The sequence below is a fragment of the Nocardioides sp. B-3 genome (assembly GCF_024703895.1).
In the GTDB taxonomy this organism is placed as follows: Bacteria; Actinomycetota; Actinomycetes; order Propionibacteriales; family Nocardioidaceae; genus Nocardioides.
Window position 1 is genome coordinate 3,833,136 of sequence record NZ_CP087968.1, and the last position, 20,415, is coordinate 3,853,550.

Genomic DNA, 20,415 nt, shown 5'->3' on the forward strand with positions numbered 1-20,415 from the left:
GTCAGAGAAATCCGTGTCCACGGGCTTGATCGGTGCTCGCGTGCGCCGTACAGAAGATCCGCGTCTGCTGACGGGTCGCGGTCAGTATCTGGACGACGTGCACGTTCCGGGCATGCTCGAGGGTGCCGTCCTTCGCAGCCCTATGCCACATGCGCGAATCGTGAGCATCGACACGAGCGCGGCTGAGGCGCATCCGGGGGTGTTCGCCGTACTCACGGGCGAGCAGCTCCGGGGGATCGTGAAGACACCGCAGCCGGTGATCTGGCGCATGATTCCGGACCAGCTCATGACCAACGGCTACGCGCTTGCTGTGGACAAGGTTCGCTACGTCGGCCGGGGCGTCGTTGCCGTGGCGGCAGTGGATCGCGCCACGGCGGAGGACGCGCTCGAGCTCATCGATGTCGAGTACGACGAGCTCCCGGTCGTTGCGAGCCCGGAAGACGCTCTGGCGGAAGGCGCGCCCAAGCTTTTCGAGGACTGGCCGGACAATGTCAGTTGCCGGACGACGATCCCCAAGGGGGACGTGGCCACCGCCTTTGCGGAGGCGGACGTGATCGTCGAGGAGACGTTCCGGTTTGCACGCCAGATGGGGACACCCCTCGAGACGCGGCGTGGTCGCGACACGGGATCCCTACACTGACGTGCTTGACGTCTACCTGTCCACCCAGTCCCCGAACCTCGCCCGGGACCTGCTCGGCGAGGTACTGGGGGTCTCCGTGGACAAGATCCGCGTTCGGGTCCCGGACGTGGGGGTGGTTTCTGGGAACAAGTTCGACTTTTACGCCGAAGAGGTTGTGGCCTCGATCCTCTCGAAGCAGACCGGCCGGCCGGTCAAGCTGATCGAGGACCGGCTCGAGAGCTTTGTGGCGAATGCGCACTCACGTGAGCAGAAGATCGAGGTGTCGATCGCTGCGAAGAACGACGGGACGATCACGGGCCTTCGGTCCACTGTCTACGCGGTTCTCGGTGGCCAGCTCGCCACCGTCGGCATCGGTCCGAACTGGTTGACTGCGGCTCTCATCGCTGGCCCGTACGACATCGCCAACGTCGAGTCGAGCGTCGTGGGTGTTGTCACCAACCGCTCGCCCTACGGCTCCTACCGAGGCTGGGGACAGCCGAAGGCGAACTTCGTCCACGAACGCATGGTGGATCTGCTCGCGCGCAAACTGGGGATGGATTCCATCGCAGTGCGGAGCAGGAACCTCATTGCTCCGGACGCATTTCCCTACCCCTCCCCGGTCTTCTTCTACGACGGAGGCAGGTACCAGACCTGCATGGACCCGGCCACGGATGAGGTTGCCAGCCGCAAGTGGGTCGCTCGTCGCGACGAGGCCCGTGCGCAGGGCCGCCACCTCGGCATCGGATACTCGTTCCACGTCGAGATCACCGCCCCGGGGCCGACCCGGATCATGAACATGGCTGGCCTCCAGCACTCCTCGTTCGACGAAGAGGTCGTTCGGATCGACTCGAGCGGTGGTGTGACCGTCTACACCGGGCAGAGCGCACTCGGCCGGGGGCATCCAGACCGCCCCCGCCCAGGGTTGCAGGCCGAGTCTCTCGGCGTTCCCCTCGAGACTGTCACCGTCGTCGTGGGTGACACCGACACCTGTGCCTTCACGGGGTATGGCACCGGCGGTAGCCGCGCTGCCGCCTTGGGTGGTGCTGCCGTGATCCGAGCTTCCGGGCGGCTCAAGGAGAAGGTCCTGCGCATCGCCGGGCACATGCTGGAAGCCGATCCCAAGGATCTGGAGATCAGCGACGGCATCATCTCGATCGCTGGCGTGCCGGGCCGCAGCATCACCATGGCCGAGATCGGCGACGCGAGCTATCGCCGGATCAACGGTCGTCTGCCCGAGGGGGAGTCCCCGACACTCGAGGAGCGTGATGTCTTCGATCCCGACAATGTCGCCTTCTCGTACGGTTGCACTGCTGTGCTGGCCGAGGTGGACACCGAGACCGGTGTGGTGACGCTCGTTGAGTACCTCATGGCCCATGACTGCGGCACGGTCATCAACCCCACGATCGTGGACGGCCAGATCCGGGGTGGGGCCGCACAAGCCATCGGCGGAGCGCTCTACGAGGAGCTGGTCTACGGGCCAGATGGTCAGATCCAGACCACGACCTTCATGGACTACCTGATCCCCACGGCCAGCGAGATCCCTGACATGGACATCTTGCACATGGAGACGCCGGCCGAGCACATCCCCGGCGGCTTCAAGGGCGTCGGCGAGGGCGGCACGATCGGTGGCGCAGCCGCGATCGCTGGTGCTGTTGACGATGCACTGTCCGAGGCAGGCGTGTTCACCACGAGTCTCCCGATCACTCCGCCGCGCCTCTTGGCGGCCATGAAGGCAGGAGCAGCCCAGCGATGAAGGCTTCCACTTTCGAGTACCACCCGGCCACCTCGGTGGACGAGGCGATCCAGCTGCTGGCGGCCAACGAGGATGCCAAGGTGCTGGCCGGCGGCCAGAGCCCGGTGCCGTTGCTGAACATGCGGCTGGCGCGACCCAGCCTGTTGATCGACCTGAACGGTCTGACGGACCTTGCGTACGTTCGCCGCGACGGTGGTCATCTGGCGATCGGAGCTCTCACACGTCATCGCGACGTCGAGGAGTCCGAACTGGTGCTGAAGCACGCCGAGTTGCTCAGCCTCGCGCTGGGACATGTCGGACACGTGACGATCCGCAACCGGGGAACCGTCGGCGGCAGCATCTCGCACGCTGACCCGGCAGCCGAAGTACCTGCCGCCATGACTGCGCTCGATGCCGAGCTGGTCGTCCGCGGGCCATCTGGTTCGCGCACGATCCCTGTGCGAGGATTCTTCCTCGGCTATCTCATGACGCTGCTGGAACCGGAAGAGATTCTCACCGAGATCCGGATCCCCCTCCTGCCGGATGGCACCGGCTGCGCTGTGGAGGAACTCACTCAGGCGCAGCGGCGACTTCTGCACTGGTGGCCGTCTTCGTGGCCCTGACGTTGGGCGCCGACGGCACGGTCGACGCTGCTCGCATCAGTGTGGCCGGTGCTGATTCCACTCCCGTTCGAGCCGATACTGCGGAGGCTCTCCTCGTCGGCAAACTCCCTTCGGATGAGCTGTTCGCCGCAGCGGCCGACGCCGTTGCAGCCGCAACGAATCCACCCAAGGACATCCACGCTCCCGCCGAATACCGGCGAGAGATGGCTGCGGTGCTCAGCCGCCGAGCTCTGAAGAACGCCGCCGCACGAGCCAATAGGGGTGAATGACGTGACTGACAAGATGAGCGTGAACGTGCGAGTCAACGGCCGGCAATACACGAGCGATGTCGAGCCGCGAAAGAGCCCGGCGGACTTCCTGAGGAAGGACATCGGCGTCACCGGCGTACACCCGGGTTGCGAGCACGGGGTGTGTGGTGCCTGCACCATCCTGCTCGATGGCCGCTCTGTCCGAGCCTGTTGCATGCTGGCTGTCCAGGCCGACGGCGCGGAGGTGACAACCGTCGAGGGCCTTGCACAGGACGGGGAGTTGCACCCCCTGCAGGAGGCGTTCTGGAAGCACCACGGGCTCCAGTGCGGATTCTGCACGCCGGGGATGCTGATGACCGCATGCGAGATGCTCGCGGACAACCCGTGTCCCTCGCGTGAGCAGATCCGTGACGGGATCTCGGGGAACATGTGCCGATGCACGGGCTACCAGTTCATCGTCGATGCCATCGAGGACGTCGCTCGCCAGTCAGACCAGTCGAGTGCCTGAGAGCCGGCCGGCTCCGGACACGATGCCAACGCCGCACCCAGCCTTTCCGACCGTTGCGGCGGTCGAGGACGTTCTCAGGTCGCACGACTACCTGCCGGAACACGGACTTGCCGTGGCCATCTTCCCGGCCATGGGCATGAGGCGTCCCCTCCTCCTCGAGGGAGAGCCCGGCGTCGGCAAGACCGAGGTCGCCAAGACGATGGCGCGAATTCTCGGGGTCGATCTCATCCGGCTGCAGTGCTATGAGGGCATCGACGCATCCCGTGCTCTGTACGAGTGGGACTACGCACGCCAGTTGTTGCACGTACGTGGCCAGAGTGAATTGGCACCCGACGAAAAACGAGACGTCGACCTCTTTGGTCCGGAGTTCCTGCTGGAGCGACCAATCCTCGGCGAGTGTCCGGCGCGGAGCGTCAGCCGTGCTGCTGATCGATGAGCTCGATCGTGCCGACGACGAGTTCGACGCGTTCCTCCTCGAGGTGTTGTCCGAGCAGGCGTTGACCATTCCCGAGATCGGCACCATCTCGGCGCCCTCGCCGCCCATCGTGTTCATCACCTCCAACCGCACGCGAACTGCACGACGCCTTGAAGCGTCGGTGCTTCTACCACTGGATCGACTACCCCCGCCGGAGCGCGAGGCGGAAATCATCCGGAAGCGGGTTCCGTCGGTCGAGCCTGAACTCGCTCATGCCATCGCCTCGGCTGTCACCGGCTTGCGGGAGCTCGGGCTGGTCAAGCAACCCGGGATCGCCGAGGCGATCGACTGGGCACTGGCAACGAGCCTGATGGGTGGCCCGGCCTTCGACTCGGCGATCGCGAATCTGACCGTGGGGGCCGCCATCAAGAACCGAGAGGACTCGGCCCGGGTCACCGACCTGCTCCCGGGCCTCTACTCCCCATCGACCACATGACCGCGTACGGCGAGCTCGTCGGGTTCGCTCGCGCTGCGGGCCGAGGGTGTGAACGCGTCCACCCCTGCCGTGATGGACTTTTGTCGTGCGTGCACCCTCCTCGACCCCGCTGAGTTGTACTGGTCCGGTCGGGTCACATTGGTCGCCAAGAGGGAGGACATCCCCGTCTTCGACCGCGTCTTCGCCTCCTACTTCGGCGAGAACAACGACCGACACGAGCCGTTGACGGCGAAGCGCTCGGTGGAGCGCCGCGCACTGGATGAGGACCGGGGAAGCCTCCGGGGATGCCTCCGAGGAGCATGAAGCGCTCGCCAGTCGCGTCGAGGTCCTTCGCACCAAGGACTTCGCCGACATGACCGAGGCTGAGCTCGCAGAGGCCGTTGCGCTGATGAGGGCGCTGCACCTCGAGCCACCTGAGCGAACTGGCAGACGCTGGCGCTCTGCGCGCCACGGGGCTGTGGACATGCGGGGTACCACCCGTCGAGCGATGAGATCGGCGAGCGACGGTGCAGCGCTTCGACACAGGCGCCGGAAGCTGAAGCCTCGTCGGCTGATCCTGATTCTCGACGTCTCCCGTTCGATGGCGGACTATTCGCGTGCGCTGCTGATGTTCGGACGCGGCAGCGCTCAGGGTGCCGCCCGTGTCGAGGTGTTCTGTTTCGGAACCCGGCTGAACCGGTTGACGAGCTGGATGTCGAGTGCAGGCGCAGGAGAAGTGCTGCCTCCGATGAGTGAGCTGGCGCCGGACTGGGACGGGGGACGAGAATCGGTGAGTCGTTGAAGGCCTTCCTCGACGGCTACGGACATCTCGGCCTTGCTCGGGGTGCGGTCGTCGTTCTCTGTTCGGACGGACTCGAGCAGGGAGACCCGGATGTGCTCCGAGAACAGATGGCGCGTCTGGCGCGGCTGTCCCACCGCGTCATCTGGGCGAACCCGCTGAAGGGAACGGAGAGGTACGAGCCGACGGCGAGAGGGATGGCAGCGGCGTTGCCGTTTCTTGACGACTTCGTCGGCTGCCGCAACATCGCGGATCTCGAGCGGCTCGGCGCGCTGGTCTCTGGTGCGTCATCGGCGGTCGACATGACCCGCGTTCGGGGCGAGCCATGCGTCCACTGTCCCTAGAGTGTGACGCGTGTGGCAACTCGTGGCTGACGATGTCGAGGCCCTCGCTCTGGGAGCCTCGATGCTGGGCAGCGGAGGTGGTGGGTCCACTCGCGTTGCCGCCCTCATGGCCGAGCGGCTCGTCCGCGAGGCGGGTTCGATCGACGTTCTCGACGCCAACGAGATGCCTCAGGGGGCCTATGCCGCCCCGGTGGGCCTCATCGGTTCGGTGACGGTGTTCGAGGAGAAGCCACCCCGGGGTGACGAGGTCAGCCGTGCCCTCGGACTACTCGAGCGACACACGGGCAGGAAGCTGCATGCGCTGCTTCCGTTTGAATCCGCTGGCGTCAACGCGTTGCTCGCTGTGTGCTCGGCGGCGTCGTTGAAGCTCCCACTGGTCGACGCCGATGGGATGGGGCGGGCCTTCCCGCAGCTCGACCAGACGGTCTTCACACTGCATGACTTGCCCGTTTCGCCGATGGTCCTGTCGGACGAGAAGGGTTCCCTCGTGGTGGTGGACGGCGTGAACCACCTCTTCGCCGAGGAACTCGCTCGGTCGAACGTCGTCACGATGGGGGGATGGGCGATGCTGGTGATGGCACCACAATCGGCCAGTGATCTCGTCAGGTTCGCGATCCCGCACAGCATCCGGCGAGCTGTCGAGGTCGGAAGGCTCATGAAGCAGGGTGGCATCCCTGCGCTCCTGACTCACGCGGGCGGGCGAGCCCTGTTCCGCGGTCGGATCGTCGAGGTGTCACGAGAACAGCGAGGACGATTCGGCGGTGGAAGCGCCGCCGTACAGCACGTGGACACGGAGAGCGGGCGCCTGATGCGGATCGAATTCCAGAACGAGAACCCGGTGGCCGTTGAGGACGGTGTCGTGCGGGCCTGCGTGCCGGACATCATCTGCCTCGTGGACGCTGAGCGCATGCGCCCGGTGCTGAGCGAGGAGTTGCGCTACGGCCTTGAGGTCGAGGTGATCGTGCTGCCGTGCCCGCTCGCTTGGCGGACGCCATCGGGCCTCGGCCCGGTTGGCCCTCGAGCGTTCGGCTACGACGTGCCCTACGTGATTCCGCGGGGCGAGCCGTGAGCAGGCTTGCCGTGCCCAGCCCGGTCACGCTGCGGCAGCTACTCACGCTGGACGTGCTCGCCGGAGCGGAGGTCATCGCGGGGGGAGCTGCGTCTGGACGAGGGCGTGCGCGATGTGTTTGTGGCTCACACCCCGACCCTGCCGAAAGTCGCACCGGGTGCACTGGTCGTGGCGGCATACCGCCGGCAGCGCGGGTTCGAGGCCGAGCTGCTGGTGAGGCAGGCCCACATGGCGGATGCAGTGGGAGTCGTCCTGCCCTCGATGAGCAATCTGATGTTGACGACGCGACGCCCGGCAGAGCGACTCGACATGCCCCTGTTGACCTTGCCCGATCGCGATCCGGTGGCGCTGGCCCGGCAGCTGTCGCGCGAAGTGCATGCGCCGGAGCGCCACGCGTCGAGCCCGGTGCCACGGGTGCTCAAAGCGCTGCGTGCACCCCTGAGCACCCCCGACCGGGTGGTTGACGCAGTGGACTCAGAGCTCGGATGCGTGACGGCAGTCCTCCGCGCTGAGGGCGCGCTGGTGGCTGGCGAGCTGGTCGCACCTGTGCCCGAGTCGCTGTTCGAGCGCGGGGTACCCGAGATCGTCAATGTCGAAGGAGGGCACCTGCTGTGCGCTCCGGTCTTCGTCGAGGACGCCATGCGTCCGGACCTGTGGCTGGTTGCGCGGTTGCCCCACTCACACGTCTTCTGGGTCGACGCGTCCATGCATGCTCTCACCGCTGCTGGGATGGCTCTCGCCACTTGGGCCGCTCGCCAACGACTGATCGGTGAGCGGAATGCGCGGGACAGGAGCACCCTCCTATCCGAGCTCATGGACAACTCCACATCGCTTCCGCGTCACGTGGCCGAGCACGCAGTCCGTGCTGGCTGGCGGCTGGAGGGCTGGCATGTCGGCATCCAGGTGCGGCTCTCGGGCGACACCCAGCAGCTGCTTCGACTCACCCCGCGGGTGCGCGAGCTGTTGGCCGAGCACGGGCTTGACGGACCCGTGGTCGAGCGGACCGACGGGTGGGCCTGCTGGGTGACGACGCCCAAGATGCCTTCATCAGGCTCGCATCGTGAGTTCACGATGCGCGTCAGGAGCGCACTCGGCCGGGCGGAGGTGATCGGCGACGTGGTGGGCGGGATCGGCAGACCGTACGCCGGTCCGGCCGGACTGGTTCAGTCGCTGAAAGAGGCTCGCGAGGCGTGCCTCTTCGCCGGCGATGGAAGTCGGCGCGGACGCGTGGAGCACGTGGACGAGCTGGGGGTCATGCGCGTGTTGGCGGACTGGTACAGGTCTGAAGCTTTCCGCGCCTATGCCAAGACCTTGCTGGCACCTCTACTCGAAAACGGCGAAGAGGCGCTACTCGAAACTCTGCGGACCTATCTCGAGCTTGAGTCGTCGGCCAGTTCCACCGCGTCGGCCCTCCGTGTCCACCGCAACACGGTGGCCCTGCGGGTCAGCAGGGTGGAGGAGATGCTCTCGATGAACCCGGCCGGGCCGGACGAGCGGCTGGTCCTTCAGCTCGCCTGTCGAGTACTCCAGTGTCTTACGAGAAGGAGATCTAGCCGCCGATGGCGGACATCGGCCGATCAGGCTGCAGGTAGCCGACGTCGTTGACGCCATGACCCGGTTGCTTCGCCCACATGGCGCCCACCCAGCTCTGGGCGATGGCTTCATCGGAAGCGCCGGCTCTCAGGAGTCCACGCAGATCCGTCTCACCTTGGGCGAACAAGCAGTTCCGCACCCGGCCGTCGGCAGTGAGCCGCGTCCTGTCGCAACTGCCGCAGAAGGGACGCGTCACCGAGGCGATGACTCCGACCCGCGCGGGACCACCGTCGACCGGGAAGGTCTCCGCGGGCGCGCTGCCCCGGATCGAGGCCAGCTCGGGGGAGAGGGTGTGACGTCGCGAGAGTCGTTCGAGGATCTCCTCGGCCGTCACCATGGTCTCGCGCGACCACTGGTGCTGCGCGTCGAGCGGCATGTGCTCGATGAAACGCAGCTCGAACCCGTGGTCAAGGCAGTAGTCGAGGATGTCGCTCGCCTCGTGGTCGTTGACCCCTCGCATCAGAACGGTGTTGACCTTGACGGGGGCGAGGCCCACCGCCGAGGCGGCTGCCAGCCCGGCCGGGACGTCGGCCAACCTGTCGCGGCGCGTCAGCTCGGCAAACACCGTCTCGCTGAGGGTGTCCAGGCTGACGTTCACACGGTCGAGCCCAGCGTCTCGAAGCGCGCCAGCGGTACGGGCAAGACCGATTCCGTTCGTCGTCGCGGAGATAGTCGGACGGGGCGCGAGCTGCGCTGTGCGGCGAATGATGTCCACGACTCCGCGGCGTACGAGTGGCTCACCACCGGTGAACCGGACCTCGGTGATGCCGAGAAGGGTCACCGCGACCTCGATGAGCCGGAGGACCTCGTCGTCGGTCAGGAGCTCGGGTTTGGGCAACCGGGCTAGCCCTTCGGCCGGCATGCAGTAGGTGCAGCGCAAGTTGCACCGATCAGTCAGCGACACCCGCAGGTCAGTCGCGACCCGTCCGAACGTGTCCAGCAGGGCGGACGTCATCTACTGCCTTCGATGTCTCGCCCTGACGACTGAATCGCCTCGAGTACCGCGAACGAAGTTGACATGGAACATCCTCCTGAAGAAGTCGATCAACTGGTGGCGGTGGACATTTGCTCGAACGGCTCGAACCGCTCGGCCAGACCGAATGCCTGAGGCCCGAAGACATCGAGAGCCTCCGGCGTACGCATGATGTCGGGTGTGGCGATGGCGAACACCTGAACACGCTGGCCGTACCGGAGCGTCTCTGCGGTGATGGGCTCGCCCGTTTCAAGATGAAGGATCGTGATCAGGTCAGGGACCATTACCCTCGTCTGATCTTCGATCCGGGCCACGAGATATTCGTTCTGGAACTCGATGACGCAGTTGGAGGTGCCTTCGAAGTTCTCGATCCGCGCAGCTCCCCGCGTGAAGCCTTCGATGGTTCGACGATCCACGTCGACGATCTTTCCCGTGAAGAGCACTGCCCCATGCTTGTAGAGCGTGTCGCTCAGAGTTTCACTGAGGGCTTCGGCAGGATCGCGGTGCTGTTCGCGGGCCTCTCGCAGCGTGCGCCCGAGGCGGACGGCCGGGGAAAGGGTGCCGGGGATCGCCGTACGACGGACAGTCGCACCGTCCATCGGGTACTCGGCGATGTAGCCGACACCGCCCATCTTGATGGTGATCGCGCGCCCGTGTCTCCATCTTCTTGTTGTCGGCACCCGTGTCGATGATGGCTGTGTGGCCGTGCTCGTCCGCGACGGCAAGAGGTGACCCGTTCACGCCGTAGACCGCGAAGGTCTCCATCTGGAGCTCGGGGAAGGCTCGCCCCATGCCGTCGGCATCGACGACCGGGATGCCGAGGGTGGCCCCCACGAAGAGAGGAATGGTCGAGTTGATGCCACCTGACTCGATGGGCATCGTGGCAGTCGCCTTGCGTCCCGGGTGCCTTTCCGGGGCCTGCAACGCGCTGACCGGCTCCGTGCCACGGGGCAGTCGCTCGACCGGGACGCTGGGAGCACCCATGAGCGCAGTCGGAATCACGAGGTCGTCGTCGTCCGGGTCCTCCGGATCGAGGATGGTCACGGAGCCGGTGTCTCGTAGCGCGTGAGAAACCGGGGCGTGCCCGATCTGCGGGTCGCCACCGCCCCCGGTGCCGAGCAGGGCGGCGCCGCGAACGAGGTCAGCCAGGGTCGTCGATGGTCAGTTGGAAGGCCATGAGAAGTCCTTTGTCTTGTTGCGAGCGTGGGCGATTGCTTGGGTCACGTGAGGTCGAGGTCGCCCACGGCGCGAACCCTGATTCGCGTGGCATTTCCGGGGAGGTAGGCGATGGGCACCTCTTCGATGTCCATCACCTGCACGGAACCGGGCGCGGCGCCGGCGGCGACGGCGCGATCGACGGCTTCCTGCTTGGCGGTCGCCGGGACTTCGTCGCGGCTCCCGGGGGCCATGGCGAAGATCCGGTCGACCTCGCCACCGATCTGTGCGATGGCCGCACCGATCGCGTTGGCCACCGAGTAGTGATCGGGCCGCACGACCTCGGCCGCACCGGGGAGGTCATCTTGGAGCAGGATGCTTCCTCCGCCGACCAGGGACGACGGGGAGAGGGGCTGGGCTGGTGCGCATCCTGTCCACGACAGTGGCAACCTCGTCGGCCATCCAGCCGAGAGCCTTGTTGACCATGCCCTTGTCGAGGTGTGCAACCAGTGACGGGTCGCCGATCTCGGCGAGGCCGGCCGCTACCGCAGGTCCGTCGCTGTCAGCTCTGATCCACCGAAGACGAGCGCCTGTTCACGCAACCGGAAGCCGACGCTGTCGGGACCGACGGTGACGTCCCCGCCGTCCGCGCGAATCCGGGATCCGCCGCCGATACCCACCGACAGCACGTCCGGCATCCGGAAGTTGGTGCGGATCCCACCGACGCTGACCTCAGCGGTTGCTTCATGAGGGAAACCGCCCTGCAGGATCCCCACGTCGCTGGTGGTGCCGCCGACATCAACCACGGCGCAGGTTTCCGGGCCCGAGAGGAACATGGCACCGCGCATCGAGTTGGTCGGTCCGGAGGCGAACGTGGCGACAGGGTGCTCGCGTGCGTACTCCACGTCCATCAAGGTGCCGTCGTTCTGACTGAGGAAGAGCGGTGCCTCGAAGCCCGCCTTGGCGAGGGTCTCTGTCAGGCCGCGACACACGTGGTCGGCCAGCTCACGCAGGGACGCGTTGATGATGGTGGCGTTCTCGCGCTCGAGGAGGCCCATTCGGCCGATCTCGTGGGACAGACTGACATGGAGGGAGGGCAGCTGCTCGAGCAGGATGGCTGCCGCCTCCTGCTCCATGTCCGCGTTGACGGGACTGAAGACCGACGAGATGGCGACGGAGCGAATCCCTGACGTGACCAAGGAATCGGCGACGCGCAGCAGCTCGGAGCGATCGAGGGGGAGATGAGTCGTCCGTCGAACTCGTGGCCACCATGGCACAGGTGCCCCTGACCCTCCATTGCCTTGATCAGACGTTCTGGCCATCCGCTGAAGGGCGGCAGAGCAGCCGTTGCTGGAAGCCCGAGGCGCACCGCCGCTGTCGGGCAGAGCCGATTGCCCTCGACAATGGCATTGATGAAGTGCGTCGTGCCGACCATGACCGCCTTGACCGCGCTCGGTTCGAAGGGCGTGACTGCCCGGAGCCCTTCGATCGCCTGCACGATCCCGGTCGTCACGTCGGCGCTGGTCGACGCCTTGGTCTCGGCCAGGGACTCGACTTCCCTCGAGCAGGACGGCGTCCGTGTTCGTCCCGCCAACGTCGATGCCAATTTGCATAGTGGAGATCCTTTAGCCAGTCGCAGGTGCGGCCTGCAGAGCGTTGAGTGAAGTCCCGTCCGGGGCAAGGCTCGGGCCGATCTGATTTGGATCGTATGAAACTCGGTTGGTGGCGTCATTGGACAGATCGCTGAACAGGCCACCGCCAATCAGTGCAAGAAGCCCTTTGGGAGGCGGTGGCCCTCGTTTGCTCTACCGCCGATTCTCATCAGCATTGCCGAGGCGCAGCATCTTCAATTGAGCGCGCAGGGCGAGTTGCCCAGTCCTTCAGCATTGACGTAGCGCTTTGCCCAGTGATGGGTCTCACGACCGGGTCTACTGTCGGCCAGCATCACCCTTCGGCTCAGTGCGCCGCACCGAGCCGGGACGAATTGGAGGCAGCCTCGTGACGATTGTCGAGCAGGTCAACTCAGGGATGGAGCCGGTGCGCACGTTGAGTTCGCTTCCCTTCGGTCCCTCGATCCGCCGGGCAGCCGACGCATCCTCGGAGCGTGGCTCGTCCACGTTGAGGCTCAGTCCCAAGGACCGGGCCGTCAGGCGACTCGGCGTACACGTCACCCTGTGGAACCCGGTCGCCGCAACCGGCGCAGAACTCAGCCCGGTTGCCTCGCCCAACGATCTTGATGTCCCGGTGTCGGGCGCCGTCATCTGGGACGCCCACAACCCCGCCGCGGTCGGACCCAACGAAATCGTGCTCGCGGTCGGGGTCGAGTCGGTCTCGCCACTCGCGTCCGAGCTCATGGAGCAGGCAAGCAGTGTCGGGGCGAGCGCCGTCATCTTCAAGGGTCTGATCGACCGCGACTGGGCCATCGCCCGGGCACAACGCACTGGCGTCACCATCCTTGCCCTTGCGGCCTCGACGACGTGGGACTGCGCGCGCTCGAGCCTCGGGTCATTGATCGGTGCCAGTTCACTCGTCGACGACCTGCCTGTCTCCGACCTCTTCGCGCTGGCCGAGACCGCGGCCGAGGTGCTCGGTCGCGCAGTCGAGGTCCACGACAGCGCCATGCGCGTTGTCGCCTACGCCAACTGTGGAGAACAGGTCGTTGACGACGCCTGCGCACAGGCGATCACCCGCCGCGAGCTGCCACAGCCGATGGCCACGTGGCTGGACGCGCCCGGCCACCTCCAACACATCAGGGAGTCCTATCAGCCGGTGCGACTCTCGCCGGAGGGCGCTCCTGCGAGGATCGTGTTCCCGGTGCGTGCCGGCATCGACGTCCTCGGATACGTGTGGGTCACCGAGGGAACGACGCAGCTGGCGGCAGCCCAGGAACGAGAACTCATCGAGTTCGCGCGTATCGCGTCGGTCCTGATGCTGCGCCTGCGCTCGATCCAGGACATGGGCCGACGACTCAACAGCGACCTCATGATGGCGGTCCTCGACGGCACCAGTGCTCCCCAGATGCTGTCGCCTTGCCTCGATGCCTCGAACGACTACCAACTCGTGGCCTTCCGAGCCACTGGTCGTGAGGTCGGTCCCATCGACCGGATGCACGTGGAGAATCTCGTCGGCCTCAGGATGGCGAGCCGGGCGCCCGGCGCGATCATGGCCACGCGGGGCGACAACCTCTACGCGCTCGTCCCGGGGATGCACGCCGACGACCCGGATACGTTCTGCTCCCAGCTGGGCACCCGGGCACGCAACCGGGCCAAGGTCGAGCTCTTCTGTGCGTACGGCGAACCGGTGACCGCCTTGAACAGCCTGCCCGGCATGCGCGCCGAGCTCGACCGTGTCCTTGACGTCACGTCCAGCAGCGATGGGCCGCGCGTGGCCACGGTGGCCGAGTGCCGAGCGCAATCCGTGCTGTGCGATCTCCGGGGACTGGTCCGTCAGCACCCGCACCTGCTGGTCGGACGGATCCGGGCTCTCAGTGCGAGCGACGAATCGCGCAACACGGACTACGTCGTCACCCTGCGGGCCTACTTCGATGCCGCGTGTGACCTGCCTCGGGCTGCCAAGCAGCTCTTCATCCACCGCAACACGCTGCGCTACCGGCTCCGCAAGATTCAGGAAGTCTGCGGACTTGATCTGGACGACCCCGTGGAGCGGATGGTGGCTGAACTCCAGCTCCGTCTCATGGCTGCGGCCTGAGCTCTCGGCCCGAACTCGCCTCAACTTCTGTCTTGACCACTCATCTAGGAGACCTCACATGGCATTGAAGATCGGCTACAAGGCGTCGGCGGAGCAGTTCGCCCCACGACCTCTGGTTGAGTACGCGGTCCCGGCCGAAGAGCTCGGCCCTGGACAGCGTCGTGACGTCTGATCACTTCCTTCCGTGGCGCCATGTCGGGGGCCATGCGCCGTTCTCCCCGGCCCGGATGGCGGCGGTGGGGGAGCGGACCTCGCGGGTCATGATCGGCACCAGCGTGTTGACGCCGACCTTTCGGTACAACCCTGCGGTGCTGGCGCAGGCCTTCGCCACGATGGCGTTGCTCTACCCGGGGCGCGTGATGCTCGGGATCGGTACCGGCGAGGCTCTCAACGAGATCGCTGTCTCGGGTCGCGAATGGCCGGAGTTCAAGGAGCGCTACGCACGTCTGCGTGAATCGGTGACCCTGATGCGCGAGCTGTGGACTGAGGCCGAGGTGTCGATGAATGGTGAGTACTACACGACGGTCAAGGCCAAGATCTACGACCGACCTGAGCAGCCGGTCCCGATCTACATCGCCGCGGGTGGTCCGCAAATGGCGAAGTACGTCGGTCGTGTTGCGGACGGTTTCATCTGCACGTCGGGCAAGGGCATGGAGCTGTACAACGACCAGCTCATGCCTGCCCCGGCCGAGGGTGCCGAGACTGCCGGACGCAGCCTTGATGAGATCGATCGCATGATCGAGATCAAGTTGTCCTATGACCGAGACCCCACCCAAGCGCTGGAGAACACCCGGTTCTGGGCTCCGCTGTCGCTGACTGCGGAGCAGAAGCACTCGGTTGACTCGGCCGTGGAGATGGAACGGCTGGCCGACGAGCTGCCGCTCGAGCAGGTTGCCAAGCGGTGGATCGTTGCCTCGGACCCCGATGATGCGGTGGCGCAGATCAAGCCGTATCTGGACGCGGGGCTGAACCACCTCGTCTTCCACGGCCCGGGACACGACCAGGAACGCTTCCTGCAGCAGCTGGCCGAGGACGTCATCCCCAAGCTGCGCAACATGACCGGACCCACCATCACCTAGCAGTCGGAGCTGTTGGTCGCGCTGGCCCGCCCGAGTTCGAGCGCCTCATTCGTGCCCATCCGGAACATGTCCTCGTCCGGCGATCGGACCAGCGCGGGGGCACCGGCCCGTCGTCGAGTGTGACCAGATGGTGAAGGCCGCGGACGACCACGACGGGTATCTGGGCGGTCTTGCCGGCGATGAGCTCGGCGAAGGCGGCGATCTCATCTGCGGCCGCTGTGATCGTCAGCGAGAGCTCGTTGCCGTAGGCATCGACCCGTGAACGGCAGTCGATGAGGACCTCGAGTCCGGCAGCGCCGATCGCGAGGTCGACCAGTCCGTTGCGCCACGGCCGCCCGGCTGTGTCGGTCACCAAGACCGCGACATCGGCGCCGGACAAGCGTCGCAGCTCGCGCCGAATCTGGCGCGCGGACTCGTCCGGGTCGATTGGAAGAAGAAGCACCAGTCCCGACTCGACGTTGGAGTTGTCCACGCCCGCAGCCGCGAGCACGAAGCCGTGTCTCGTCTCCACGATGCGGGTGTCACCGCGAGCCGCGACCAAGCGGACGGTCTCGGCGTCTATGGCCGCACTGCGATCGGCGGCGGCCGGGTGGCGGCCTTCCGCCTTCGAGACGATCTTGCTCGTGACGACCACGACGTCGCCGGACCTCAACGTGTTGACTCCGGCTGAGCCCGCCGTGATGCAGGCCCAGATCTGGCCGGCGAGATCGTCGCCCGGCACTACCTTGGGCATCCCGTGAACGGCGAAGCCGTGTACGTGGTCGGGCATCTCAGTCTCCGGGGCAGGTGGAATCGCTGTCATCGGCCACGGCGAACTGGTGGCCGCGCGCGGCCTTCGTCCGTAGGTAATGCAGGTTGGACGGCGTGCTGTGCAGGGCCGTGCTCAGCACCCGGTCCACCTCGATGCCGAGCTCCGTCAACTGACGGGTCTTGGTCGGGTTGCCGGTGAGCAGGTCAATCCCGGCGGCACCCAGAGCCAGCAGCATCTCGGCAGCCACCCGGTAGTCGCGCCCGTCCTCGGCGTACCCCAGCGCGAGGTTGGCCTCGAACGTGTCGAGTCCGTGGTCCCGGAGCAGGTAGGCGTCGAGCTTGGAGTACAACCCGATGCCGCGACCCTCCTGACGCAGATAGAGCAGAAAGCCGCCGCGCGCATGGATTCGCCGCATGGCTTCGTCGAGCTGAGGACCGCAGTCGCATCGCCGCGAACCGAGCACGTCACCGGTCATGCACTCCGAGTGGATCCGGACGAGCGGCACGCCTCCGACGGGATGACGGAAGGATCCCAGGCCGACTGCGAGGTGCTCGGCGCTGTTCGCGAGACCACGGAAGGTGAACAACATGGCCGGGGCCTCGACCCCATCCGCGAGATCGATCGGGACCTCCACCTGAGCCCGCACCTCGGGACCGCTACCCACAGCATCAGTGAGGTCCGACGGGCTGGGCATCGAGGCACTCACCTTGCTGCCTCCAGCTCCGTGTCCGGGGACTCGGTGTCCAGCACGAACGAAGCCGTGTGGGGGCCACACCCGAGTGCCGGGGCGTGCTCGAGGGCAGCCAGTCATCAACGTCGCGGCGAAGGCTCGGCAAGTCATCACTCGCAAGCTCGTGCGCGCCGGAGGCCCGGTGGCGCATCCGCGAGCTCGCGCCGTAACGACGCGCGCAACGGAGAATGTCCGGTGGCGGTCAGCACGCTGGTCCCGTCCTTGTCCGCATCCGGCACGAACGCACGACAGAATCGGCCCGCCCGGTCGAGGAAGGTGGCCAGCTCGGTCGGGTCGAGGGCAGGCAAGTCGCTCGGTACGACGACCACGTGCGAGCCGGGCATGGCTCGCCGAGCCCGGGCCGCGCCCAGTTCGACGGAATGGTTGAGGTCAAGCCCCGTGGCAGCCAGTGGATGAAGGGTCTCGGTCTCCGGCAGCTCACCCATGTCCGCGTCGTCGTCCCACACCACGAAGACGTGCCCGATCGCCGGCGTCACCTCGAGCGCCGAAACGGTGTCCCTCAGCATCGCCGCGGCCGGGTCCCGTCGCGGTGCTGCCAGTAGAGCGATCCGGCTTTTGGCGCGCGCCAAGGCCTTCTGGGGCACGATCGCGCACCACATGTCCGCCGCGTCTGTCGGCAGCCACCCCTCGCACGAACACGTCATCACGCCCTCGCCCTCCTAGGTCGTGGCCGGAACCCGGGGGCAGGAGCCGTCGAGTGGCCTCGTCGAACCCGAGGGCCGCGCTGGCTCGCTCCTCTGACACCTGCCCATAGGTTGTGGTGCGCTGTCGTGCGGGGCGACCCGCCGGGGCAGCGATCTCCTGCATCTCGACAACCGTCTTGAGAGAGCCGAAGCTGGAGCCCGCCATCCGGCTGATGGTCTCCTCCATGAGCGTGCCGCCGAGGTCGTTGGCGCCGCCGAGAAGAACGTCGAGACACCCTTCCTCTCCGAGCTTCACCCACGAGCACTGGATGTTGTCGATGGCGCCGTGCAGCAGCAGTCGAGCCACCGCGTGCACGGCTCGATTGTCGTGGGTCGTGGGCCCGGGTCGGGCGACGCCGGCCGGTAGACCGGCGAGTTCTGATGGATGAACGGCAACGGCACGAACTCAGGTGAAACCGCCCGTCTCGCCCTGCAGCCGCGCCAGGAGCCGCAGGTGCGCCACCCAGTGATGGGGCGCGTCGACGTGGCCGTACATCATCGTGGAGCTTGACCGGATTCCGAGCTCGTGGGCGGTCCGGACGACCTGAACCCACACATCGGTGGGCAGCTTGCCCTTGGTGAGGATCCAGCGGATCTCGTCGTCGAGGATCTCCGCCGCGGTGCCCGGAATGGTGTCGAGACCCGCGTCCTTCGCGGCCTGCAGCCACTCGCGGATCGGCATCCCCGTCCGCGATGCCCCGTTGACGATCTCCATGGGCGAGAACGCATGCACGTGCATCTCGGGCACGCGGCGCCGTACCTCGGCGGCGATCTCGAAGTAGGCGGTGCCGGGCAGCTTCGGGTCGATGCCACCCTGCATGCAGACCTCTGTCGCCCCCGCCTGCCGGGCCTCCTCCGCACGCACGCCGACCTCGGTCAGCGAAAGCGTGTAGGCGTCCGCGTCGGTCTCTCGCTGCGCGAACGCACAGAACCTGCACCCGACGTAACAGACGTTGGTGAAATTGATGTTGCGATTCACGACGAACGTGACGTCGTCGCCAACAGTGTCGCGACGCACGTCGTCGGCCAACTGACAGACCGCCTCGAGTGCTGCGCCGTCCGCGGTGATCAGGGCGAGTGCTTCGTCGTCGGTGACCGCAGCTGGATTCCGCTCGGCCGACCGCAGCGCCGCCGGGACGTCCTGCTCCAGTCTTGCGACGACCCGGTCGGGCTTCGCGACCTGCTCCCGGAGCACCGACCAGTCGCCGTACGCCGCGTCGAAGTCGCTGCGCGTGTCCGTGATCCTGCCGACGGTGTCGATCGCGGTGTGCAGATCGGTGCGTCCGGACGACTCCCAGACTCGGTCGGGCTCCTGCCGGGAAGGCCCGCGGCCCTGACGCCTGTCTTGGCCAACCCCGTTGCCGGGTCCATCAGTGCCCGCACGTGCGGGACCACGCGCGGGTCCAACCGGGGGTCTCCGGCCAGCGCGTGCTCAGGGTGGACCGTGAGCCGCTCGCGAAGCTCGAAGCCGGCCTCGGCGGTCAGCTCGGTCAGCCTCTCGATCTCGGGCCGGGGACGCTCGGGGTTCACGTGGTCGGGTGTCACCGGTGAGACGCCGCCCCAGTCATCGACGCCGGCCGCCAGCAACAGTGCGAAATGGTCGGGCCGCGAGAGGTTGGGCGGGGCTCGGATCCGCATGCGCGGCCCGAGGATGATGCGCGCCACTGCGACCGCCGCGAGGTACTCCTCGAAGTCGGCGTCGGGTTCGTTGCGCATCGCCGTGTCAGGCTTCGCGCGGAAGTTCTGGACGATCACCTCCCGGATCGCGCCGAACTGCTCCGGCGATCCCGCGCATCTCGAAGATCGAGTCCGCACGGTCCTCGATCGTCTCACCGATGCCAACGAGGATCCCGGTGGTGAAGGGGACCGCAGATCGTGAGGCGTCCTCGAGCACCCTCAGGCGCACCGACGGCTCCTTGTCGGGTGATCCGTAGTGGCACCCGCCGTTCCGGACCACAACTTGGTCGAGGTCGTCTCCAGCATCATCCCCATCGAGGGGGCAACGGGCTTGAGGCGCTGGATCTCTTCCCACGTCATCACACCCGGGTTGAGGTGTGGCAGCAGGCCGGTCTCCTCCAACACCGGGATCGCCATGGCGCGCACGTAGGACAGGGTGTCGGCATACCCCGCTGCATCGAGCCACTCGGCTGCGGCACTCCAGCGCTCCTCGGGCCGGTCGCCGAGCGTGAAGAGGGCCTCCTTGCAACCGGCGGCCTGACCGGCGCGCGCGATGGCGAGCACCTCGTCGGGGGAGAGATATGGCGACTCGACCCGGCCGGGCGTGGTCGCGAACGTGCAGTAGTGGCAGCGGTCGCGACACAGCCGCGTGAGTGGCACGAACACCTTGCGGCTGTAGGTGACGATGCCGGGTCGACCGGCGTCGCGCAGGCCGAGGTCTCGAGACTTGGCGGCCACGGCGCACAGCTGCTCAAGATCGTCACCTCGCGCCTTCAGGAGGACGACGGCCTCGTCGCGGTTCAGCGACTTGGCCGCTACGGCCCCGGCCAGTGCGCGGACATACCTGCGACCGGTGAGCTGTTCAACGCGACACCATGCCGACAAGCATGCAACGGCTCTGAGAGCTCATATGGAACTCACTTCCTGTGTTGAAGGAGCGTCAAGCCCGGTGCTCGACATTCAGCCAAGACGCGGCGAGGGGTGCCCGCATCGGCCCGGGGTTCCGCCCACCATGGACACTTCAGCGTCGCACGGGGATCGGGACGCTTCATTGGCGCGATGGCTAGCAGAAGCCCGAAGAATTTTCCTTTTGGGTCACCAACGCCGGTGGCTGATGTCAGCCGCTCGTTCGCAGTGCGAACCGCACTACCTCAATGCAAGTCACGTGCATTCTGCACATCCACTCGTGCGTCAGGCAGGTCTAATGTCCTGC

At 66.6% G+C, this 20,415-nt stretch carries 21 protein-coding genes and 6 pseudogenes; 12 read left to right on the forward strand and 15 right to left on the reverse strand.

Annotated elements, in window-relative coordinates:
• Nucleotide 1: 1 nt before the first annotated feature.
• Complete coding sequence (locus LP418_RS25345) at nt 2-151, reverse strand: hypothetical protein (RefSeq protein ID WP_257957283.1); 150 nt, start codon at nt 149-151, stop codon at nt 2-4.
• Here LP418_RS25345 and LP418_RS34620 point away from each other — a divergent pair.
• The 10 genes and pseudogenes from LP418_RS34620 to LP418_RS25395 form a co-directional block, all read left to right on the forward strand.
• Nucleotides 123-2,369, forward strand: a pseudogene (locus tag LP418_RS34620) (molybdopterin cofactor-binding domain-containing protein); the annotation flags it as partial. The gene LP418_RS25345 and the pseudogene LP418_RS34620 overlap by 29 nt on opposite strands.
• The gene (locus LP418_RS25355) at nt 2,369-2,974 is read left to right on the forward strand and encodes an FAD binding domain-containing protein (RefSeq protein ID WP_257954140.1); all 606 of its coding nucleotides are present in this window, start codon (nt 2,369-2,371) and stop codon (nt 2,972-2,974) included. The pseudogene LP418_RS34620 and the gene LP418_RS25355, both read left to right, overlap by 1 nt.
• Entirely contained in the window at nt 2,953-3,243 is a 291-nt protein-coding gene (locus LP418_RS25360; RefSeq protein WP_257954141.1) for a hypothetical protein, read from the forward strand. The genes LP418_RS25355 and LP418_RS25360 overlap by 22 nt, the downstream gene beginning before the upstream one ends.
• 1 nt (nt 3,244) lies before the next feature.
• Nucleotides 3,245-3,730, forward strand: coding sequence for a (2Fe-2S)-binding protein (locus LP418_RS25365; RefSeq protein WP_257954142.1), 486 nt, complete (start codon nt 3,245-3,247; stop codon nt 3,728-3,730).
• 112 nt (nt 3,731-3,842) lie between these two features.
• Complete coding sequence (locus tag LP418_RS25370) at nt 3,843-4,166, forward strand: AAA family ATPase (protein ID WP_257954143.1); 324 nt, start codon at nt 3,843-3,845, stop codon at nt 4,164-4,166.
• Nucleotides 4,150-4,641: a hypothetical protein gene (locus tag LP418_RS25375; RefSeq protein WP_257954144.1), complete on the forward strand. Its 492-nt coding sequence runs from the start codon at nt 4,150-4,152 to the stop codon at nt 4,639-4,641. Before LP418_RS25370 ends, LP418_RS25375 begins: the two co-directional genes overlap by 17 nt.
• Nucleotides 4,642-4,779: 138 nt before the next feature.
• The gene (locus tag LP418_RS25380) at nt 4,780-4,944 is read left to right on the forward strand and encodes a hypothetical protein (protein ID WP_257954145.1); all 165 of its coding nucleotides are present in this window, start codon (nt 4,780-4,782) and stop codon (nt 4,942-4,944) included.
• An 85-nt stretch (nt 4,945-5,029) separates the two neighbouring features.
• Nucleotides 5,030-5,763: pseudogene (locus LP418_RS25385) on the forward strand (VWA domain-containing protein).
• Nucleotides 5,764-5,773: 10 nt separating this feature from the next.
• Nucleotides 5,774-6,832 (forward strand): DUF917 domain-containing protein, encoded by a 1,059-nt coding sequence (locus LP418_RS25390; RefSeq protein WP_257954146.1) that lies wholly within the window; start codon nt 5,774-5,776, stop codon nt 6,830-6,832.
• Nucleotides 6,833-7,045: 213 nt separating this feature from the next.
• On the forward strand, nt 7,046-8,437 hold the full coding sequence (locus tag LP418_RS25395; protein ID WP_257954147.1) for a PucR family transcriptional regulator: 1,392 nt from the start codon (nt 7,046-7,048) through the stop codon (nt 8,435-8,437).
• Here LP418_RS25395 and moaA read toward each other — a convergent pair.
• The 6 genes and pseudogenes from moaA to LP418_RS25425 form a co-directional block, all read right to left on the reverse strand.
• The gene (moaA, locus tag LP418_RS25400) at nt 8,382-9,380 is read right to left on the reverse strand and encodes a GTP 3',8-cyclase MoaA (RefSeq protein ID WP_257954148.1); all 999 of its coding nucleotides are present in this window, start codon (nt 9,378-9,380) and stop codon (nt 8,382-8,384) included. The genes LP418_RS25395 and moaA overlap by 56 nt on opposite strands.
• Nucleotides 9,381-9,469: 89 nt before the next feature.
• On the reverse strand, nt 9,470-10,030 hold the full coding sequence (locus LP418_RS25405) for a DUF917 domain-containing protein (protein WP_336275819.1): 561 nt from the start codon (nt 10,028-10,030) through the stop codon (nt 9,470-9,472).
• 64 nt (nt 10,031-10,094) lie between these two features.
• Nucleotides 10,095-10,547: pseudogene (locus LP418_RS25410) on the reverse strand (S-methyl thiohydantoin desulfurase domain-containing protein); the annotation flags it as partial.
• 71 nt (nt 10,548-10,618) lie between these two features.
• Nucleotides 10,619-10,870, reverse strand: a complete 252-nt coding sequence (locus LP418_RS25415; RefSeq protein ID WP_257954149.1) for a hypothetical protein — start codon at nt 10,868-10,870, stop codon at nt 10,619-10,621.
• A 225-nt stretch (nt 10,871-11,095) separates the two neighbouring features.
• Nucleotides 11,096-11,875, reverse strand: coding sequence for a hydantoinase/oxoprolinase family protein (locus tag LP418_RS25420; protein WP_336275820.1), 780 nt, complete (start codon nt 11,873-11,875; stop codon nt 11,096-11,098).
• A 32-nt stretch (nt 11,876-11,907) separates the two neighbouring features.
• Nucleotides 11,908-12,285 (reverse strand): annotated as a pseudogene (locus LP418_RS25425) (hydantoinase/oxoprolinase N-terminal domain-containing protein); the annotation flags it as partial.
• Nucleotides 12,286-12,671: 386 nt separating this feature from the next.
• On the opposite strand from LP418_RS25425, the gene LP418_RS25430 reads away from it, so the two are divergent.
• Complete coding sequence (locus LP418_RS25430) at nt 12,672-14,261, forward strand: PucR family transcriptional regulator (protein WP_257954151.1); 1,590 nt, start codon at nt 12,672-12,674, stop codon at nt 14,259-14,261.
• A 58-nt stretch (nt 14,262-14,319) separates the two neighbouring features.
• Nucleotides 14,320-15,340, forward strand: a pseudogene (fgd, locus tag LP418_RS25435) (glucose-6-phosphate dehydrogenase (coenzyme-F420)).
• On the opposite strand, the gene cofE reads toward fgd, so the two are convergent.
• The 8 genes and pseudogenes from cofE to LP418_RS31625 all read right to left on the reverse strand — a co-directional run bounded on the left by cofE (nt 15,333) and on the right by LP418_RS31625 (nt 20,087).
• Nucleotides 15,333-16,109, reverse strand: coding sequence for a coenzyme F420-0:L-glutamate ligase (gene cofE / locus LP418_RS25440; protein WP_257954152.1), 777 nt, complete (start codon nt 16,107-16,109; stop codon nt 15,333-15,335). The pseudogene fgd and the gene cofE sit on opposite strands and share 8 nt — an antisense overlap.
• 1 nt (nt 16,110) lies before the next feature.
• Nucleotides 16,111-16,932: a GTP cyclohydrolase II RibA gene (gene ribA, locus LP418_RS25445; protein ID WP_336275821.1), complete on the reverse strand. Its 822-nt coding sequence runs from the start codon at nt 16,930-16,932 to the stop codon at nt 16,111-16,113.
• Complete coding sequence (locus tag LP418_RS25450) at nt 16,932-17,486, reverse strand: hypothetical protein (RefSeq protein ID WP_336275822.1); 555 nt, start codon at nt 17,484-17,486, stop codon at nt 16,932-16,934. The genes ribA and LP418_RS25450 overlap by 1 nt, the downstream gene beginning before the upstream one ends.
• 160 nt (nt 17,487-17,646) lie before the next feature.
• Nucleotides 17,647-17,841 (reverse strand): annotated as a pseudogene (locus LP418_RS31605) (hypothetical protein); the annotation flags it as partial.
• A gap of 90 nt (nt 17,842-17,931) precedes the next feature.
• Entirely contained in the window at nt 17,932-18,543 is a 612-nt protein-coding gene (locus LP418_RS31610) for a radical SAM protein (protein ID WP_336276137.1), read from the reverse strand.
• A gap of 50 nt (nt 18,544-18,593) precedes the next feature.
• A complete protein-coding gene (locus tag LP418_RS31615; protein WP_336275823.1) occupies nt 18,594-19,241 on the reverse strand; it encodes a hypothetical protein in 648 nt (215 codons plus the stop codon).
• A 7-nt stretch (nt 19,242-19,248) separates the two neighbouring features.
• On the reverse strand, nt 19,249-19,431 hold the full coding sequence (locus LP418_RS31620; protein ID WP_336275824.1) for a hypothetical protein: 183 nt from the start codon (nt 19,429-19,431) through the stop codon (nt 19,249-19,251).
• Complete coding sequence (locus tag LP418_RS31625) at nt 19,422-20,087, reverse strand: radical SAM protein (RefSeq protein WP_336275825.1); 666 nt, start codon at nt 20,085-20,087, stop codon at nt 19,422-19,424. Before LP418_RS31625 ends, LP418_RS31620 begins: the two co-directional genes overlap by 10 nt.
• Between the last annotated feature and the right edge of the window lie 328 nt (nt 20,088-20,415).

Bases quoted from the DNA above. Each gene is read 5' to 3' on its own strand.
- moaA (WP_257954148.1), bottom strand. From the start codon at position 9,380: ATGACGTCCGCCCTGCTGGACACGTTCGGACGGGTCGCGACTGACCTG.
- LP418_RS25405 (WP_336275819.1), bottom strand. From the start codon at position 10,030: ATGGGCGGTGTCGGCTACATCGCCGAGTACCCGATGGACGGTGCGACT.
- LP418_RS25420 (WP_336275820.1), bottom strand. From the start codon at position 11,875: ATGGCCAGAACGTCTGATCAAGGCAATGGAGGGTCAGGGGCACCTGTG.
- ribA (WP_336275821.1), bottom strand. From the start codon at position 16,932: ATGACTTGCCGAGCCTTCGCCGCGACGTTGATGACTGGCTGCCCTCGA.
- LP418_RS25345 (WP_257957283.1), bottom strand. From the start codon at position 151: ATGTGGCATAGGGCTGCGAAGGACGGCACCCTCGAGCATGCCCGGAAC.
- LP418_RS25450 (WP_336275822.1), bottom strand. From the start codon at position 17,486: ATGACGTGTTCGTGCGAGGGGTGGCTGCCGACAGACGCGGCGGACATG.
- LP418_RS31615 (WP_336275823.1), bottom strand. From the start codon at position 19,241: ATGCGCAACGAACCCGACGCCGACTTCGAGGAGTACCTCGCGGCGGTC.
- cofE (WP_257954152.1), bottom strand. From the start codon at position 16,109: ATGCCCGACCACGTACACGGCTTCGCCGTTCACGGGATGCCCAAGGTA.
- LP418_RS25355 (WP_257954140.1), top strand. From the start codon at position 2,369: ATGAAGGCTTCCACTTTCGAGTACCACCCGGCCACCTCGGTGGACGAG.